Raw genomic sequence first — 16,078 nt, forward strand, 5'->3', positions numbered from 1 at the left:
GACGTCAGGGGACGTTTGCTTCGGTGTAGGCGCGCTCGAGCGCGAGCAGGCGCTCCCGCTCGCGCGATTGCTGTTCTCGCTCGGCAGGACTCGGTTCGAGGGCTTTCTCCAGGGCGGCGGAGATCCGCACGAAGCCGATGAACTCTTGCCGAGAATCGTCGCCGCGGGGCGGCGAATGTGGACCGGACGCCTCGCTCGCTTCGGTGGCCAGGCGCTCGAGCTCGAGCAGGCGGTCACGCTCTCTCGCCTCGACTTCTCCCAGGAGCTCCGGCACCACCTTACCCATGAGCTCGCGGTCCTCTGGTTCTTCGGTGCTCTGGCGCGGGACGGGCCGCGATTCGCAAGCTTCCTCGATGCGGTCGGGCCGCGTGATGCGGTCGGTGCTCAGCGCGGGCCGGACGTCGTCGTCGAGGCCGGGGACGACGGTGTCCTCACCGTGAGGAGTGCAGGCGACCAGGGCCGAGGCCGCGAGGGCGGTGCGCACGAGGTTGCGGGTGAGGCCGGCGCGCGGGACGTCGAAGCGGAGGTTTTGCTGGCGATCGACGACGTAGCGGACGCACAGCGATCGGCCGCTCCGCAGCAGCGCCGCGGCGTCCTGCTGCGACATGGCGGAGAGGTCGTGCACGTGCTCGCGGCAGGCGTGACAGAATCGCCGCGGTCCGGCCACCTCCATCGATTCCCAATTCTCGTGACACGGTTCGGGGATCGGGACCTGGCTGCGGTGCACGGGTCGGCGAACGCCTGGATCGTCGCGTCGATCTCGCGCCGCCGGCGTCGCGTCGACTCGCGGCGCGAACAGGCGCGGGGTTGTGGTAACAAGGAGCGATGGATCGCTCGATCTCGTGGCGCCTGGCGTCCTGCCTCGGATTCGCGGTCGGGCTCGTCGCGCGCGAGGCGGCGGCTTGCGGCGACTTCCCGGGGCCCTGTGACTTCGTGGACACGTGGACCACGGTCGAGGAGGTGTTCACTGCGGCGATCCCGACCGACGGGATGATCTTCATGCGGATCTCCGGGCCCTCGGGGGCGCCGCCGGTGCTGGATTTCATCGAGATCGAGGTGACGCTCGACGGGCTCGTGCTGCCCGGAGCGCTCGAGGAGGTCGGGATCGAAGAGGTCGTGGCGTGGCGGCCGGAGGCGCCGTTCGTGGCCGGCAGCACGGTGGTCGTGAGCGGGCGGATCATCAACGTCGAGGCCGGGCCGGACCCCGCGGTCTGCGGGTCGCCGAGCGAGCCGTTCGAGTTCGAGGTCGAGATCGCGGGCGGGCCGATGCCGCCGCTCGAGTTCCCGGCGGTGACTGTGAGCGAGGCGCTGCAACCGCTGTACCTCGACTACCTCGATCAGCTCGTCTGTTGTGACGGCGCCTACCCGCAGGGAGAATGGGTCACTTGCGACGGCTTCAGGGTGGTGGCCCCCGAAGTGGGCCACTGCGCGCCGCTCGACTGGTACGGGATGATGAACATCGAGGCGGTCGGCAAGCCGGTGGTGGCGTCGGGCACGGCGTCGATGATCAGCGCCGAGTTGTTCGTCGCCGGGGAGCTGCGGAAGCAAGCGTTCGCGCTGGACGACGGGTTCGCGCTGCAGACCTGGGGGACCGAGCCGTTCTGCAGCGAGATCGTCCTGCGCAACCTCGTCACCAGCCAGACGGTGACCGGGCCGCAGCAGTGTCACGCCGACGCGCTGGCGAGTCAGCTCGGGCATCAGAAGCTGGCCCCTGATTCGCCGGCGCTCGCGGCCTGCGTGGGCGCGCCGTATGTGTGCGAGGTCGACGAGGCGCACATGGCGTGGGACCCCGATCGATGCATCGCATGGCCGAACAGCCAGGAGGACACGGGGGCGTCGACGTCGGGGTCGGGCGGCGAGAGCTCCGCGGGGACGACGAGCCCGGGGGACGGACTCGTGGCCCACGGGTGCGCGTGTGCGAGCGGCGGTCCGTCGTGGGGCGCGGCGGGGCTTTCGTTGCTCGGGCTGATGGGTCTGCGGCGACGACGGCGTGGTGGGTTTTCGTCGGCGCTCGCGGGAGTCAGACGTCGCTGCGGGTGAGGCGGTAGCCGGCCCACGTCAGGACCGGGCCGTCGGGGCCGTCCTCGGCGGCGACGCGCTGGCCCTTGCCGCGGCCGATGCCGAAGATCCGCGCCTCGTTCGGGCCGAGGACCTCGAGCGCGAAGCGGGCGAGCGTCGAGCTGGTGGCGAACGCTTGCGGCAGCTCGAGGCGGAGCTCGAGGCCGCCGACGACGTGCTCGAGGTGCGCGGCCTTGAAGGCGACGATCTCGCCGGGGTCGGCGTCGACGCGGTAGCGGCCGGCGCGACGCAGCCAGTCCTCGGGGACAGGTCCTTCGGGACAGCGAACACCGACGCGGGTGGTGACGCCGCGGACGGTGCTGGTGAGGACGTGATGGCCGGCGTGGTCGGCGATGTCGACGTGGGCGTCGGGGTTGTCGGCGCTGTGGAAGCCGCCGCCGGGGGCGGGGATCAGGGCGGTCTTGCCGATCTCTGCGCGCGAGACGAGGCCGCCGCGCTCGATGTCGAGGCGGACGACGTCGAACTCGTTGGCGTAGCGGCCGACGTGGCGCTGCAGGGCTTCGCGGTCGAAGGCGGCGCGCGGGCGCTCCTCGGCGTCGCTGGCGCTGGCGGGGAGGTCGAGGCCGTCGCGCTCGAGCAGGGCGGTCTGCAAGGCGAAGGCGGCGAGGTCCTCGACGCCGCCGGCTTCGCGGAAGTTGGCGAGGACTGCGACGCCGAGGCCGCGGTCGGGCAGGGCGAACAGGACGGCGCGGTGACACAAGGTGCGGCCGGTGTGCCAGGCGACGCGGCCGGCGTGGGCGAGGCCGACGTGCCGCAGGGCGAGGCCGAGGCCCCAGCGCTCGTCGAAATCGAGCGGGCCGGCCGCCTGCGGGGTGAGCATGGCCGCGGCGGCGCCCTCGCCCGCGAGCAACCAGCGGATCAGCGGGACGAGGTCGACGACGCTGCCGAGCATGCCGGCCGCCGGTTGCAGGCGCAGGCGCGGCTCGTCCTCGCGCCGGCCTGCGCAGTAGCCGGCGGCCATCTGCGGCGGCGGGTCGAAGCGCAGACCGGAGCCGCCGAGCGCGAGGCGGGCGACGTCGAGGACGTGCTCGTCGTAGGGCTTTGGGGATATGTTTGAAAGGACATGTCCCAAGAGCGTGTAGCCGACGTTGGAGTAGGCGTACCAGCTGTCCGGCGCGGCGATCAGCGGCTCGTCGGCGATCTCGTCGGCGACCCGAGTCCAGTCCGGGGGGCGGGCGCCGAGGCTGCCGCGGTGCCAGTCGGAGACGAGGCCCGAGCGGTGGCACAGGAGGTGGCGCAGGCGGATGGCGTCGCTGCCGGGGGCGCGCAGCTGCGGGAGGTGACGTCGCAGCGGCGCGTCGAGGTCGAGCTCGGCGGCCTGCCAGGCGCGCACGGCGGCGAGGGCGGTGTAGATCTTGGTCAGAGAGCCGAGCGCGTAGACCGTGTCGGCGGCGGCGGGACGACCGGCCTCGCGGTCGGCCATGCCGAAGCCGGTCGCCCAGGCGAGCTCGCCGCGGTCGACGAGCGCGATGCTGAGGCCGACCACCGGCATCTTCTCGCGCCAGGCGTCGATCAGCGCGGCGACGGTGTCGCGCGTCTCGCCGAATGCGGGCGTGGTCTTGCCCGGCCGACCGCACGCGAGCGCGGCGGTCGCGGCGAGGAAGCTGCGGCGGCGCATTGTTGCATCGTACGCGAGGGCGCGAGGGACGGGGAGGCAGCGGCGCACGATGGACGGATGAAGGAATGACGCGCTCGCAGGGGTGGTGCGCTGTCGGCAGGCGATCGAGCGCGCCCGAAGAGATGGGGCTCGGGGTGCGTGCGAGAGGGTCGCGGGATTGCGCATGCGGCGATCGAGGCGGAGTTGTTCGATGGGCGAGAGGGACGGGGAGCGCGACGCAGGCGGGCTGTCTCGAGGGACATGTGATTCTCGCGGCGCGAGGCGGACGCGCGCGGGGGCGCGCCTTGCTGGGCCAGGGCGGCTGCGATAGCGTGGCGGCACCGTGGACTTTCGCTCGCTCCGCGTCGCCGACCTCGAGGTCCGTCTGTTCGGCGAGGCGTCAGGAGCGGGGGAGCGGCTCGAGTTCGCGGACGTGCGGACGGCGTCGGCGTTCGTGTCGCAGCTGCTCGGCGACCCGCGCGACGCTCACGTGCTGCAGCGGCTCGCCGGCGAGCTCGAGTACCGCGGCGGTGAGGACGTGGTGAGCCGACTGGCGGGGGCGCTGGTCGCGGGTCGGCTGGTGTTCACGCGCGGGGGAGCGCCCGCGGCTCCGCGGGTCGGGCCGGCGGGCGAGGCGGCGAAGGGCGAGCAGGCGGGCGAGGCGGCGGAGGGCGAGCAGGCGGGCGAGGACGCGTTCGCGGCGCTGGAGGCGGGCCCGCCGACGCACTGGGTGGAGATCCAGCTGGTCGGCGAGGACGGCGAGGGGATCCCAGGTCAGCGTTACCGGATCGTCGCGCCCGACGGCGTCGAGTGGCGCGGCTACACCGACTCTCTCGGGGTCGCGCGGCTCAGCCGGATCCCCGAAGGCACCTGCCAGGTCTTCTTCCCCGACCTCGACGCCGACGCGTGGGAGCCCCTCTGAGGCGATCGCCGCGCCGCTGATTTCGTGCGATCCTGCCGGCCTCTCTCTCGCCGCAGGAGCTCGTCTTGCTGGTCCCGCTCACGATCCTCGACTTCATGCGCCGCGCCGAACAGGTCTACGGCGAGCGCGTCGCCGTGTTCGACGAACCGCAGCAGCCGGCCGCTTCGCTCGGCGCGCTGACCTACGCCCGCGTGGCCGCGCTGGCGCGCGCGCAGGCGGCCGGGCTCGACGCGCTCGGGGTCGGGTTCGGCGAGCGCGTGGCGATCGTGTCGCACAACGCGGCGCGCATGCTGGTGTCGTTCTTCGGCGTGGCGGCCCACGGGCGCGTGCTGGTGCCGATCAACTTCCGCCTCAGCCCGGCCGAGATCGCGTACATCGTCGAACACTCGGGGGCGTCGATGCTGCTCGTCGACCCGGAGCTCGACGCGGCGCTGGCGGAGGTGCAGTGCGCGCAGCGGTTCGTGCTCGGGGCCGAGAGCGACGCGCTGCTGTTCCGCCACGACGTGGCGCCCGCGCGCTGGCAGGCCGACGAGCAGGCGACCGCGACGATCAACTACACGAGCGGCACGACTGCGCGGCCGAAGGGGGTGCAGCTGACGCACCGCAACCTGTGGATCAACGCGACGACGTTCGCGCTGCACACGGGGGTGACCGACCGCGACGTGTACCTGCACACGCTGCCGATGTTCCACTGCAATGGCTGGGGCATGCCGTTCGCGCTGGCCGGGCTGGGGGCGCGGCAGCACGTGCTGCGCAAGATCGACGGGGCGGAGATCTTGCGCCGGGTGGAGGCGCACGGGATCACGCTGATGTGCGGGGCGCCGGCGGTGCTCAACGCGATCCTGGCGGCGGGGCAGCAGTGGCAGGGGCCGATCCCGGGGCGCGGCAAGGTGCGCGTGGTGTGTGCCGGGGCGCCGCCGCCGACGCGGACGATCGAGCGCGTCGAGACCGAGCTCGGGTGGGAGTTCATGCAGATCTACGGGCTGACGGAGACGTCGCCGCTGCTGACGATCAACCGCACGCGCGAGGAGTGGGACGGGCTGTCCGATCACGAGCGCGCCGAGCGGCTCGGTCGGGCGGGCGCGCCGGCGCTGGGCACGGAGATCGAGGTCGACGCGCACGGCGAGGTGCTGGCCCGCGGCAACACCGTGCTCGAGGGCTACTGGCGCGATCAGGAGGCGACCGCGACGGCGATGGGCGACGGCTGGTTCCACACCGGCGACGGCGGCACGGTCGACCCCGAGGGCCATCTGGCGATCTCCGACCGCAAGAAGGACGTGATCATCACGGGCGGCGAGAACGTGTCGTCGATCGAGGTCGAGGACGCGTTGTGCTCGCACCCCGCGGTCGCGGAGGCGGCCGTGATCGGGGTGCCCGACGAGCGGTGGGGCGAGACGGTCAAGGCGCTGGTGGTGCTCGCGCCCGGCAAGTCGGCCACCGAGGCGGAGCTCATCGCCCATTGCCGCCAGCGCCTGGCCCACTACAAGTGCCCGACCTCGGTCGAGCTGCGCACCGAGCTGGCGCGCACGTCGACCGGCAAGCTGCAGAAATTCAAGCTACGCGCGCCCTACTGGGAGGGGCGCACGCGGCAGGTGAACTGAGTCGAATGATCCGTGCGCGGCCGCTCGCGGCGGCCGCGACGGGTCGCGGCGCTCGCGGATCAGTACGGCTTCTCGCCCGCGCCGATGACGAACGGGCTCGGCGGCATCTGCACGCCGTTGACGCGGGTGCCGCCGTTGTGGATGGCGGGGAAGATCGGCTGCATGTTCTGCGGGAAGCCGAGGGTCGGCTTCGTGAGCTCCTCGAGGCGGGCGAGGTCGTCGGCGTTGAGCTTGACCTCGAGCGCCTTCACGTTGTCCTCGAGCTGGGCCAGGCGGCGGACGCCGATGATCGTCGAGGTCACGCCCGGGCGGCCCTGCACCCACGCGAGGGCGACGCGGGCGACGGTGGTCTCGTGCGCCCTGGCGATCTTCTCCAGCTCGTCGACCAGGGCGAAGGTCTTCTCGTTGAGGTACGGCTCGAGGAACACGCCGCGGCCCGGCTTCTCGGTGCTGCTCCGCGTGTACTTGCCGCTGAGCGCGCCGCTCTTCAGCGGCGACCACGGGGTGATGCCGATCCCGAGCTCGAGCGCCATCGGCACCAGCTCTTGCTCGATCGTGCGCTCGAGCAGCGAGTACTCGACCTGCAGGCCGATGAAGGCCGACCAGCCGCGGAACTGCGCGGTGACGTTGGCCTGCGCGACCTTCCACGCCGGCGTGTCCGACACGCCGATGTAGCGGACCTTGCCGGCGCGCACGAGGTCCTCGAGGGCCGCCATGGTCTCCTCGATCGGCGTGTGCACGTCCCAGTTGTGCAGCCAGTAGAGGTCGATGTAGTCGGTCTGCAGGCGGCGCAGCGAGTTGTCGCACGCCGAGACGATCGACTTGCGGCCCGAGCCGCCGCCGTTGGGGTCGCCCGGATAGAGGTTGCCGCTGAACTTGGTGGCGAGCACCAGGCGGTCGCGGCGCGCGGGGTGGCGGCCGATGTGGTCGCCGAGGATCTTCTCCGAGTGGCTCTTCGTGTAGAAGTTCGCGGTGTCGATGAAGTTGCCGCCCAGCTCGATGTAGCGGTCGATGATCTGCTGCGACTCCTCGACGCTCGAACCCCAACCGAGGTCCTCGCCGAAGGTCATCGCACCGAGGCAAAACGGGCTCACGCGCAGGCCCGAGCGGCCGAGCGTCACATAATGGTCGAGAGGCATCGTGACTCCTGGTATGTTCGAGTTGGTTCAGCCTCGAACTTGTTCAACCTTGAACTGGTTTAGTCTTGAACTACCTGGAGCGCAAGAGGGGACATGACGAAAATCGACGCCGCGAGGCTCTGGTCGCTCAATCACCGTTTGCTGATGTCCGTGATCGCCACGGTGGCGGAGGATGTGGGCGCGCTGGGGCTCGAGGTGAAGGAGCTGTTCGTGCTGTCCGAGGTCGACGAGCACCCCTACCCGGCCGAGCTCGCGGCGGCGCTGGTGATGCCGAAGCCGTCGATGACGGTGTACGTGAAGCGGCTCGAGGCCGCGGGCTTCCTCCGGCGGGAGATCGACGCCGCCGACCTGCGCAAGCACCGCTTGCTGATGACGCCCGCCGGGCGGAAGGCGATGCAGCGCGGCCTGACGCTGCTCGCCGACGCGTTCGCGGAGCGGCTGGGGCGGCTGAGCGGGAGCGAGCAGGCGCAGCTGCGCGGGCTGCTCGAGAAGCTGTGCTGAGTGGATGTCCATCGAGACATGTTTTTAAAAACATGTCTCGATGGACAAGTGACGATCACACGGCGCAGACGTCGGAGCGGATCAGGAAGCGCACGCCCTCCGGGGCCTCGAGGGAGAAGCCGGAGCCGCGGCCGCGGACGACGTCGAGGGTGAGGCGGGTGTGACGCCAGCGCTCGTACTGGTCGCCGCCGATGTAGAACGGGGCGCCGCCGACCTGGCCGAGCAGGACGTCGCGGGCCCCTATTTTAAACTCGCCGGCGGGGTAGCACATCGGCGCGCTGCCGTCACAGCAGCCGCCCGACTGATGGAACATCAGCGGGCCGTGCTGCTGCTCGAGCGCGGCGATCAGCGCCAGGGCGGCCGGGGTGGCGCTGATCGCGGGCGGCGACTCGGTCATCAGAAGAACCCCATCGGCTTGGGGTCGTAGCTGACGAGCAGGTTCTTGGTCTGCTGATAGTGGTTCAGCATCATGCGGTGGGTCTCGCGGCCGATGCCCGACTGCTTGTAGCCGCCGAACGCCGCGTGGGCCGGGTACAGGTGGTAGCAGTTGGTCCACACCCGGCCGGCGGCGATGTTGCGGCCGGCCCGGAAGGCGGTGTGGACGTCGCGGGTCCACACGCCGGCGCCGAGGCCGTAGAGCGTGTCGTTGGCCTGGGCGATCGCGTCGTCGAAGCCGTCGAAGCTGGCCACCGAGACTACCGGGCCGAAGATCTCCTCCTGGAAGATCCGCATCTTGTTGTGGCCCTCGAAGATCGTCGGCGCGACGTAGTAGCCGTTCTCCAGGCCGTCGCCGAGGCGCACGCGCTCGCCGCCGGTGCGCACGCGGGCGCCCTCCTTCTTGCCGATGTCGATGTAGGAGAGGATCTTCTCCAGCTGGTCGTTGCTGGCCTGGGCGCCGATCATCGTGCCGGTGTCGAGCGGGTCGCCCTGGACGATCCGCCGGGTGCGCTCGGTCGCCAGCTCGAGGAAGCTGCCGTAGATCTTCTTGTCGACGAGCGCGCGCGATGGGCAGGTGCAGACCTCGCCCTGGTTGAGGGCGAACATGGCGAAGCCCTCGAGCGCCTTCTGGCGGAAGTCGTCGTCGTGGTCGAGGATGTCGGCGAAGAACAGGTTGGGCGACTTGCCGCCGAGCTCGAGCGTCACCGGGATGATGTTCTCGGAGGCGTACTGCATGATGAGGCGGCCGGTGGTGGTCTCGCCGGTGAACGCGACCTTGGCCACGCGCGGGCTCTGGGCCAGCGGCTTGCCGGCCTCGAAGCCGAAGCCGTTGACGATGTTGACGACGCCGGGCGGGAGGATCGAGCCGATCAGCTTGGCCCACAGCAGGATCGTCGCGGGGGTCTGCTCTGCCGGCTTGAGGACGACGCAGTTGCCGGCGGCCAGCGCGGGGGCGAGCTTCCACGCGGCCATCAGCAGCGGGAAGTTCCACGGGATGATCTGGCCGACCACGCCGAGCGGCTCCTTCAGGTGATACGAGACGGTGTGCTCGTCGAGCTCGGCGAGGGTGCCCTCCTCGGCGCGGATGCAGCCGGCGAAGTAGCGGAAGTGGTCGATCGCCAGCGGCAGGTCGGCGGCCAGGGTCTCGCGGATCGGCTTGCCGTTGTCCCACGTCTCCGAGACCGCGAGCTCCTCGAGGTGGGCCTCCATGACGTCGGCGACCTTGTTGAGCAGGCGCGCGCGCTCGGCCGCGGGGGTCTTGCCCCACCTGTCCTTCGCGCCATGTGCGGCGTTCAGCGCCAGCTCGATGTCGGCTTCGTCGGAGCGCGCGACCTCGCAGAAGGTCTGCCCGGTCACCGGGCTCGGGTTCTCGAAGTAGCGCCCCTTGACCGGGGCGACGAACTCGCCGCCGATGAAGTTGTCGTAGCGCGACTCGTAGCTGATCTTCGCGCCGGGAGTGTTGGGCCTGGCATATCGCATGTCGTCGGTGCTCCTCCGCGGGCCAAGATACTCCTGCGTCGGAGCGCCTGCGTGGGGCTTGTCGCCGACATGAGAGCGAGGAGCGCGCCGCGCATCAGGAAAGCGTCAGCGCGGAGGTCGGACGGAGCGCTGTTCCGCCGCGGGGGCGCACGGAGTGCGCGGGCTGCGGGCGCGATCAGGCCGGGCGCGGGCCGCGAGCGGCGAAGTCCGCCATGAGGGGGCCGTACTGCTCGGGCGGCGGCAGGTCGGGGAACGAGTGCTTCGCCGGCGTGGTGACCCACGGCAGCTTCTCGGCGGTCGCGGTCTCGATGAAGGGGGCGAACCACGCGTGGTCGTCGAGCATGGTGGGGCGGATGACGACGAGGTGGTCCATGCCGTCGGGGCGGCCGAACATCCACGACTTGCAGTGAGGGCAGTGGAAGTGGCGGTTCGGGCCGTGGAGGCCGCCGATCACCGGCTCGCCGGCGGTGAGCTCGAAGCCCGCGGAGAGCATCAGCAGGCTCAGCGAGAAGGCGCTGGCAGACATGCGCTGGCAGCCGCGGCAGTGGCAGGCCATGGTGATGAGCGGCGGAGTGGTGACGCGGAACCGCACGCGGTCGCAGCGGCATCCGCCGGTCCAGGGGAGCTTCCAGTCGGTCGTCGTGTCGTCCATGAGTGGGTGGTCGCGCCCGGGTCAGGCTGTCCGGAAGGGCAGGTCGGCGCGGCGCCTGAGTTCTACCTGCCCGCGGCGAGAAGACAAGCGCGGCGCAGCGAGCGACGCGCCCGTGCGACGCGTCGTCGCGCCGGAGGAATTGTGGCACCATGCGGCGCATGTCCAGGCGTTGCCCGTGCGGTCGTCGCACCTACGAGAGCTGCTGCGGCCCGCTCCTCGCCGGTGCGCGGCGGGCCGAGACCGCGGAAGATCTGATGCGCAGCCGCTACACGGCGTATGTAGAAGGGGCGGTGGACTATCTCCTCGAGACCACAAGCGCGGCGACGCGCGGGACGATCGATCGCCAGCAGCTGACCGCGTATTGTCGGGGGCTGCGAGGGATGTCGCTGACGATCGTCGAGACGGCCGCGGGCGGGCCTGCGGACGACACCGGCGTGGTCGTGTTCGAGGCGGCGCTCAAGTCGGAGGGGCGCCGGTTCGTGCAGCGCGAGCGCAGCCGGTTCGCCCGCGAGGACGGGCGGTGGGTGTACGAAGGCGGCGATGTGCAGGGATAGCGGCGGCGGTGGCTCGGTGAGGTCCTGGTTGACGGCCGGCGGGCCGTGCCCGACGTTCGCGGCATGAAGCATCGCTTTATCGTCCTGGCACCATTCGTCGCGCTCGTCATGACCATGCCGGAGGCCGCCGAAGCGGCGCCGTGCGACTGCGACCACGTGATCGAGCTGTCCGGGGAGGTCGTGAACGGCACCGACATGGGGGTGCAGCCGGGCGACAGCGTGTGCGTGCGCGGCGGCGACCGGCCGTTCTTGCGCCTGCAACAATTCATCGGCGAGGAGAATGCGCCGATCGAGATCCGTAACTGCGAGGGGCAGGTCAACATCGACAACGCCGACAAGGGCTACGGCCTCACGGTCGACGGCTCGCACTACGTGCGGGTGACCGGCGCGGGCGACCCGGACTTCGAGTACGGCTTCAAGGTGCGGGCGTCGCGGAAGGGGCCCGACTACTCGGCGTTCGGCGTGGCCGTGGGCGACCTCAGCAGCGACGTCGAGATCGACCACATGGAGGTCTACGAGGCGGGCTTCGCCGGGGTGGTGATGAAGACGGAGTCGCGCTGCGACGGCTCGGCCAACCTCGGCAACTTCGTGATGTACAACTCGCGGCTGCATCACATGTGGATCCACGACGTGAACGGCGAGGGCATCTACTTCGGCAGCACCGGCTACGGCGGGCGCGTGTTCACGTGCGACGGCAAGGAAGTGACGCTCTACCCGCACGAGCACCACGGGGCGTGGATCCACGACAACCTCATCGAGAACACCGGCTGGGACGGGGCGCAGATCGGGGTGACGCCGAAGGACTGTCACTTCTACCGCAACACGATCAAGAACGTCGGCACCGCGGGCGAGCTGTACCAGCAGCAGGGGCTCCAGATCGGCGGCGCCTCGAGTTGCAAGATCTGGGGGAACACCCTGCTCGACGGCCCCACCAACGGCTTCTTCATCTTCGGCGCCGGCCACACCCAGCTCTACAACAACGTGGTCGCCAACTTCTCCGAGAGCGGCATCTACATCAACGACCAGAACCTCAACATGGGGTCGATGATCCAGGTCGCCCACAACACCGTGATCTCGTCGGGCGGCTGGGGGATCGCGGTGTTCGGCGCGGCGCTCGGGCCGGGCTTCCTGCGCAACAACGCGGTGGCCGGGGCCGGGATGTCGGAGATCGGGATCGGCGGCGAGGTGCCCGAGTTCATCGACGAGGGCAACCAGACGGCCGACGACCCGGACGGCTTCGGGTTCGTCGACGCGGCGGCGCGCGACTTCCACCTGACGGACGACTCGCCGCTGCGCAACGTCGGCTTGCCGGTGCCGGAGATCGAGATCGTCGACGACCACGACGGGGTGCCGCGCGACGACGGGGCGCCCGATGTCGGGGCGTTCGAGGTGACGGACACCGGCACGACGGGTGATTCGTCGACGTCGTCCTCCGGCGATCCGACCGGCGACCCGACGAGCGACGGCGAGACGAACGGGCCGACGAGCGGGCCCACCAGCGGGCCGACCAGCGGGGGGGACGACACTGGCGGCGACAGCGAGGGGAACACGGGCGGGAACACGGGCGGGAACACGGGCGGGAACACCGGCGGCGAGGGTCCGACGAGCACGGCGACCGCGGGCGTCGGGACCGAGGGCGGCTCGACCGACGCCGATTCGGCGACCGCGGGCGACAGCGATCCCGACGCGAGTGGTTGCGCCTGCTCGAGCGACGTGAACGCGACCGCGGCGTGGCCGATGCTGCTGGTGCTGGTGGGCTTCCGCCGGCGCAAGCAGGGCGCTGCGGTTCAATGAGAAAAATCGCTCGAATGGCGCGCGAGCCCGCGAGCGACGTCGCGGGCTCGCGGTGCGACTGTCACAGTGGTGCGCCGAGGGTGATGACTGGCGCGATCGACGACGCGGGCTCGCGGTGTGACCGTGACGCTCGCGATCGCTGACGGGCTCGTCGTGACGGCGAGCGAGTGCGGCCCGCGAGCGATGTCGCGGGTGACAACGCGTTCGTGGAGCTCGTCGGCGCGAGGTCGCGGCCCTGCGGCGGCGGGAACGAGAGCGGGCGTTGTTGCGCCCTCGCAGATTGCATGGAGTCGGTGCTCGAACGGGCCCGGCGGCGGCGGACGGGGCCATGCGAGACTTCGGGGCGGTTCCGCTCATTGCGATGTCCTACGAGTGCAGTCATTCCCCGCAGGTACCGCCGAGTGCCCGCACAGCCCCGGGCCGCGGGCGATCTGGCCGAAAAAGCAGTACCCAAGGGGCTGGCGGCGTGGCAGGGTCGGGGCGTGGTGAAGTTCCACAAGCAGGAGGCGGCCGGCGTCGATCGCCTGCACCGCACCCTCGACGTGCCGCAGGCCGATCGGCTGAGCAACATCCGCCAATTGGTGGCGGCGGTGCGCGACGGCATCGAACACGCGGGGATGCTGCTCCAGCTGCTCGACGTCGATCGGCGGCACTTCCTCTACTACCGCCAGGCGGCGGTGATCCTCGGGCTGGTCGAGTTCAACGCGCGCGGGGACGTGCTGGTGACGTCGCTGGGGCAGCGGCTCCTGGCCACGAGCGAGGGCACGCGCGAGGAGCGGCAGGTGTTCGCCGAGGCGGTGGGGCTGGCGCGGGCGCTGCGGCCGTTCGCATCGTTCTTCGCCGGCGAGCCGCTCGACCTGGCGACGCTGACGCGCCGACTCGAGGTGCTGACGGGGCTGTCGCGGACGACCGCGGAGCGACGGGCGCAGACGCTGATCAAGTGGCGTCGCTATCTTCAGGGCCCGGACGCGGCGCCCGGCGGGCTGGAGCTCGGCGACCCGGCGCCGCAGATCGAAGCCCTGGTGGCGCGGCACAACGCGCTGGTGAAGCAGCAGACGCTGCTGTGGCTGATGAGCGTCGAGCCGCGCAAGTTCGAGGCGATCGTGGCCGAGCTGCTCAAGGCGATGGGCTACGTCGACGTCGAGGAGCGCGGCGGGCCGCTCGACGGCGGGGTCGACGTGGTGGCGACGCGCATGGACGCGTGGGGCCATCGTGCGCGGATCGCTGTGCAGGCCAAGCGCTACGCCGGCCCGGTCGGGCGCCGCTACGTCGACGAGCTGCTCGGGGCCTATCGCCGCCAGCAATTCGCGGAGGCGCTGCTGGTGACGACGTCGGAGTTCTCGCCGCAGGCGACCGGGGCGGCGCACGGCGAGCCGAACCTCAAGCTGGTCGACGGGCCGAAGTTCGTCGACATGCTGGCGCAGCACGGGGTGCTGCTGCGCGTCGGCCGGTACGGTGAGCTCAAGCGGCACGGCGCCTGATTTCAGCGTGCAGACGGCCGCGCGTGGGTGCAAGATCGGGCCGATGAGCCCGAGCCTCCGCCTCGCCACCCCCGCCGACGCGCCCGCGCTGCGCGAGCTGATCGCCGCGTCGGCGCGCGGGCTGCAACAGCAGGACTACACCGCGGCGCAGATCGAAGCGGCGCTGCGCTCGGCGTTCGGGGTCGACACCCAGCTGATCGCGGACGCGACGTACTTCGTCGCCGAGGCGGCGGAAGGGCCGGTGGCGTGCGGCGGCTGGAGCTTCCGCCGCACCCTGTTCGGCGGCGACGACCAGCCGGGTCGCCAGGCGGAGCGCCTCGACCCGGAGCGCGAGGCGGCCCGCATCCGCGCGTTCTTCGTCCACCCAGCGTGGGCCCGCCGCGGCCTCGGTCGGGCGATCCTGGACCGCTGCGAGGCCGAGGCCCGCGCGGCCGGCTTTCACGCGGCCGAGCTGATGGCGACCCTCCCGGGAGTGCGGCTGTACTCCGCGCTCGGCTATCAGGCCGCGGCGCCGCTGGAGATCCCGCTGACGGGCGGAGTGACGATCACGTTCGTGCCGATGCGCAAGAGTTTGGTGGCTCCGTCCTGAAGGACACGGACGGCGCGCTGAATGTGCAGAGGGGCCGCCCGCCCGCTCCAGCGGCCCGCGGGCGCCCGTTCGGCCGTGCTCGCGAGTGCTGCGATTGCCGGTCGCCCGCGGCTCGGCGGCCACGGTCGCTCGCTCGCGGCAATGGATGACGATGTGGTGAATCGCGAGGAATCGTGGGTATCGACGGGACGCCGCGGCCTCGACGAGGCTGCAGCGGCCCGTGCGGGCCGGAGCCGGCGTGCGGGCCAGGCGGGGGACGCGATCGCGGCGGTGCGCGACGGGCTCGGCGGGGTGGTCGGCGTCGAATGTCTACACTGTGATGATGAGCACAATCGGGGCCGCGCCGCCGCAGGAGCCTGAGCGCGACGGATTCGCGGCGGCCTGAGCGGGTCGGCGGCCATTGTGGCGAGGCGGCGCTCGATCGGAGTCGCCCTCAGACTCACGACATTCCCCGAGGGAGCCGCGAACGCCGCGCGCGACGCGTCCCTCGCCGCAGCAGACAAGGAGTGCGAGCGATGTTCATCCAATCCAAGCGACGGTTCTACGCGTGCCTGATGACGGCGGGGCTGGTGCTCGGCTGCGCGATGTCGGACGACGACGACGGCGTTGCCGAGGCCGTCTGCGAGGTGGACGCGGACGACACGGACTGCGACGTGTGCATCAAGACGGGCTGCTGCGGTGAGTACTCGTCGTGCCAGAACGACACCGATTGTCTCTGCGTGCTCAATTGCGCCAATGATAACCAGCCGCGCGAGGTCTGCGCCACCCGCTGCAACGTGACCGATGAGAATATCACCGATATCCTCACCCTGCTGGGCGGCGAGAACCAGACCTGCACCGTGCAGTGCGACGACGAGTGCGCCGTGTACGGCTTCGTCCCCGTCGACGGCCTTTAAAAGACCCACGAGCTCTGACGCAACAGAGGAGAGGGTCGCGCGGGGTCGACAGGCTGTCGTCCCCGCGCGATGTCGTGGCAATTGTGGGCTCGAGCCGGCGGCGCGTCGGAGCGAGCGGCCGGCAGGCTGTCGCTCGGGACAGGTGAGCGTCGAGGATGGCCTTTCGGGCAGGTGAGCGCGGGCGATGCGAGAGGTTGGACCTGCTGCAAAGGACAGGTCGAGGGATCGCCGCGCCGGCGGGGAGGTCGGCGCGAGGTCTCACGCGCCGACCTGCGCGCGGGCCGCTGGCGCACAGAAGGCCGTGGAAGGGCGGTCCACGCGGGCTGGAGCGGGGTGTGCGATTTCGCGCCGGCGAT

General features: G+C 71.1%; 15 protein-coding genes. 9 read left to right on the forward strand and 6 right to left on the reverse strand.

The genetic code is table 11. The features are described from left to right. Positions 1-4: 4 nt before the first annotated feature. A complete protein-coding gene (locus O0S08_RS49660; RefSeq protein WP_269036590.1) occupies positions 5-727 on the reverse strand; it encodes a hypothetical protein in 723 nt (240 codons plus the stop codon). A 98-nt stretch (positions 728-825) separates the two neighbouring features. On the opposite strand from O0S08_RS49660, the gene O0S08_RS49665 reads away from it, so the two are divergent. After that, the gene (locus O0S08_RS49665; protein WP_269036591.1) at positions 826-2,040 is read left to right on the forward strand and encodes an MYXO-CTERM sorting domain-containing protein; all 1,215 of its coding nucleotides are present in this window, start codon (positions 826-828) and stop codon (positions 2,038-2,040) included. Here the strand turns inward: O0S08_RS49665 and O0S08_RS49670 are convergent. Continuing rightward, positions 2,021-3,697, reverse strand: a complete 1,677-nt coding sequence (locus tag O0S08_RS49670) for a serine hydrolase domain-containing protein (protein WP_269036592.1) — start codon at positions 3,695-3,697, stop codon at positions 2,021-2,023. The two genes, O0S08_RS49665 and O0S08_RS49670, sit on opposite strands and share 20 nt — an antisense overlap. Positions 3,698-4,019: 322 nt before the next feature. On the opposite strand from O0S08_RS49670, the gene O0S08_RS49675 reads away from it, so the two are divergent. Both O0S08_RS49675 and O0S08_RS49680 read left to right on the forward strand, forming a co-directional pair. Next, positions 4,020-4,598: a hypothetical protein gene (locus tag O0S08_RS49675; protein WP_269036593.1), complete on the forward strand. Its 579-nt coding sequence runs from the start codon at positions 4,020-4,022 to the stop codon at positions 4,596-4,598. A 65-nt stretch (positions 4,599-4,663) separates the two neighbouring features. Further along, positions 4,664-6,199, forward strand: a complete 1,536-nt coding sequence (locus O0S08_RS49680; protein ID WP_269036594.1) for an AMP-binding protein — start codon at positions 4,664-4,666, stop codon at positions 6,197-6,199. Positions 6,200-6,258: 59 nt separating this feature from the next. Here O0S08_RS49680 and O0S08_RS49685 read toward each other — a convergent pair whose 3' ends face one another. Beyond that, positions 6,259-7,338, reverse strand: coding sequence for an aldo/keto reductase (locus O0S08_RS49685; RefSeq protein ID WP_269036595.1), 1,080 nt, complete (start codon positions 7,336-7,338; stop codon positions 6,259-6,261). A gap of 93 nt (positions 7,339-7,431) precedes the next feature. Between O0S08_RS49685 and O0S08_RS49690 the strand changes: the two genes are divergently transcribed. Continuing rightward, positions 7,432-7,839 carry a MarR family winged helix-turn-helix transcriptional regulator gene (locus O0S08_RS49690; RefSeq protein WP_269036596.1) on the forward strand — a complete coding sequence of 136 codons (408 nt, stop codon included), beginning with the start codon at positions 7,432-7,434 and terminating at the stop codon, positions 7,837-7,839. Positions 7,840-7,894: 55 nt separating this feature from the next. On the opposite strand, the gene O0S08_RS49695 is transcribed toward O0S08_RS49690, so the two are convergent. From O0S08_RS49695 to O0S08_RS49705, 3 genes are all read right to left on the reverse strand, one after another. Next, a complete protein-coding gene (locus O0S08_RS49695; protein WP_269036597.1) occupies positions 7,895-8,236 on the reverse strand; it encodes a DUF779 domain-containing protein in 342 nt (113 codons plus the stop codon). Continuing rightward, positions 8,236-9,756 carry an acetaldehyde dehydrogenase ExaC gene (gene exaC, locus O0S08_RS49700; RefSeq protein ID WP_269036598.1) on the reverse strand — a complete coding sequence of 507 codons (1,521 nt, stop codon included), beginning with the start codon at positions 9,754-9,756 and terminating at the stop codon, positions 8,236-8,238. The genes O0S08_RS49695 and exaC overlap by 1 nt, the downstream gene beginning before the upstream one ends. Before the next feature lie 175 nt (positions 9,757-9,931). Continuing rightward, positions 9,932-10,408, reverse strand: a complete 477-nt coding sequence (locus tag O0S08_RS49705) for a GFA family protein (RefSeq protein WP_269036599.1) — start codon at positions 10,406-10,408, stop codon at positions 9,932-9,934. A gap of 158 nt (positions 10,409-10,566) precedes the next feature. On the opposite strand from O0S08_RS49705, the gene O0S08_RS49710 reads away from it, so the two are divergent. The 5 genes from O0S08_RS49710 (at position 10,567) to O0S08_RS49730 (ending at position 15,722) form a co-directional block, all read left to right on the forward strand. After that, positions 10,567-10,962 (forward strand): YchJ family protein, encoded by a 396-nt coding sequence (locus tag O0S08_RS49710; protein ID WP_269036600.1) that lies wholly within the window; start codon positions 10,567-10,569, stop codon positions 10,960-10,962. Positions 10,963-11,025: 63 nt separating this feature from the next. After that, positions 11,026-12,756 carry a right-handed parallel beta-helix repeat-containing protein gene (locus O0S08_RS49715; RefSeq protein ID WP_269036601.1) on the forward strand — a complete coding sequence of 577 codons (1,731 nt, stop codon included), beginning with the start codon at positions 11,026-11,028 and terminating at the stop codon, positions 12,754-12,756. Between the two features lie 401 nt (positions 12,757-13,157). Beyond that, entirely contained in the window at positions 13,158-14,237 is a 1,080-nt protein-coding gene (locus O0S08_RS49720) for a restriction endonuclease (RefSeq protein ID WP_269036602.1), read from the forward strand. 43 nt (positions 14,238-14,280) lie between these two features. Beyond that, on the forward strand, positions 14,281-14,826 hold the full coding sequence (locus tag O0S08_RS49725; RefSeq protein WP_269036603.1) for a GNAT family N-acetyltransferase: 546 nt from the start codon (positions 14,281-14,283) through the stop codon (positions 14,824-14,826). Positions 14,827-15,341: 515 nt separating this feature from the next. Beyond that, entirely contained in the window at positions 15,342-15,722 is a 381-nt protein-coding gene (locus O0S08_RS49730; protein ID WP_269036604.1) for a hypothetical protein, read from the forward strand. Positions 15,723-16,078 lie beyond the last annotated feature (356 nt).

This window comes from Nannocystis punicea (assembly GCF_026965555.1).
GTDB classification, from domain to species: Bacteria; Myxococcota_A; Polyangia; order Nannocystales; family Nannocystaceae; genus Nannocystis; species Nannocystis punicea.

Coding starts and splice junctions, on each gene's coding strand:
- O0S08_RS49665 (WP_269036591.1), top strand. CDS start 826: ATGGATCGCTCGATCTCGTGGCGCCTGGCGTCCTGCCTCGGATTCGCG.
- O0S08_RS49670 (WP_269036592.1), bottom strand. CDS start 3,697: ATGCGCCGCCGCAGCTTCCTCGCCGCGACCGCCGCGCTCGCGTGCGGT.
- O0S08_RS49685 (WP_269036595.1), bottom strand. CDS start 7,338: ATGCCTCTCGACCATTATGTGACGCTCGGCCGCTCGGGCCTGCGCGTG.
- O0S08_RS49690 (WP_269036596.1), top strand. CDS start 7,432: ATGACGAAAATCGACGCCGCGAGGCTCTGGTCGCTCAATCACCGTTTG.
- O0S08_RS49695 (WP_269036597.1), bottom strand. CDS start 8,236: ATGACCGAGTCGCCGCCCGCGATCAGCGCCACCCCGGCCGCCCTGGCG.
- exaC (WP_269036598.1), bottom strand. CDS start 9,756: ATGCGATATGCCAGGCCCAACACTCCCGGCGCGAAGATCAGCTACGAG.
- O0S08_RS49705 (WP_269036599.1), bottom strand. CDS start 10,408: ATGGACGACACGACGACCGACTGGAAGCTCCCCTGGACCGGCGGATGC.
- O0S08_RS49710 (WP_269036600.1), top strand. CDS start 10,567: ATGTCCAGGCGTTGCCCGTGCGGTCGTCGCACCTACGAGAGCTGCTGC.
- O0S08_RS49715 (WP_269036601.1), top strand. CDS start 11,026: ATGAAGCATCGCTTTATCGTCCTGGCACCATTCGTCGCGCTCGTCATG.
- O0S08_RS49725 (WP_269036603.1), top strand. CDS start 14,281: ATGAGCCCGAGCCTCCGCCTCGCCACCCCCGCCGACGCGCCCGCGCTG.
- O0S08_RS49730 (WP_269036604.1), top strand. CDS start 15,342: ATGTTCATCCAATCCAAGCGACGGTTCTACGCGTGCCTGATGACGGCG.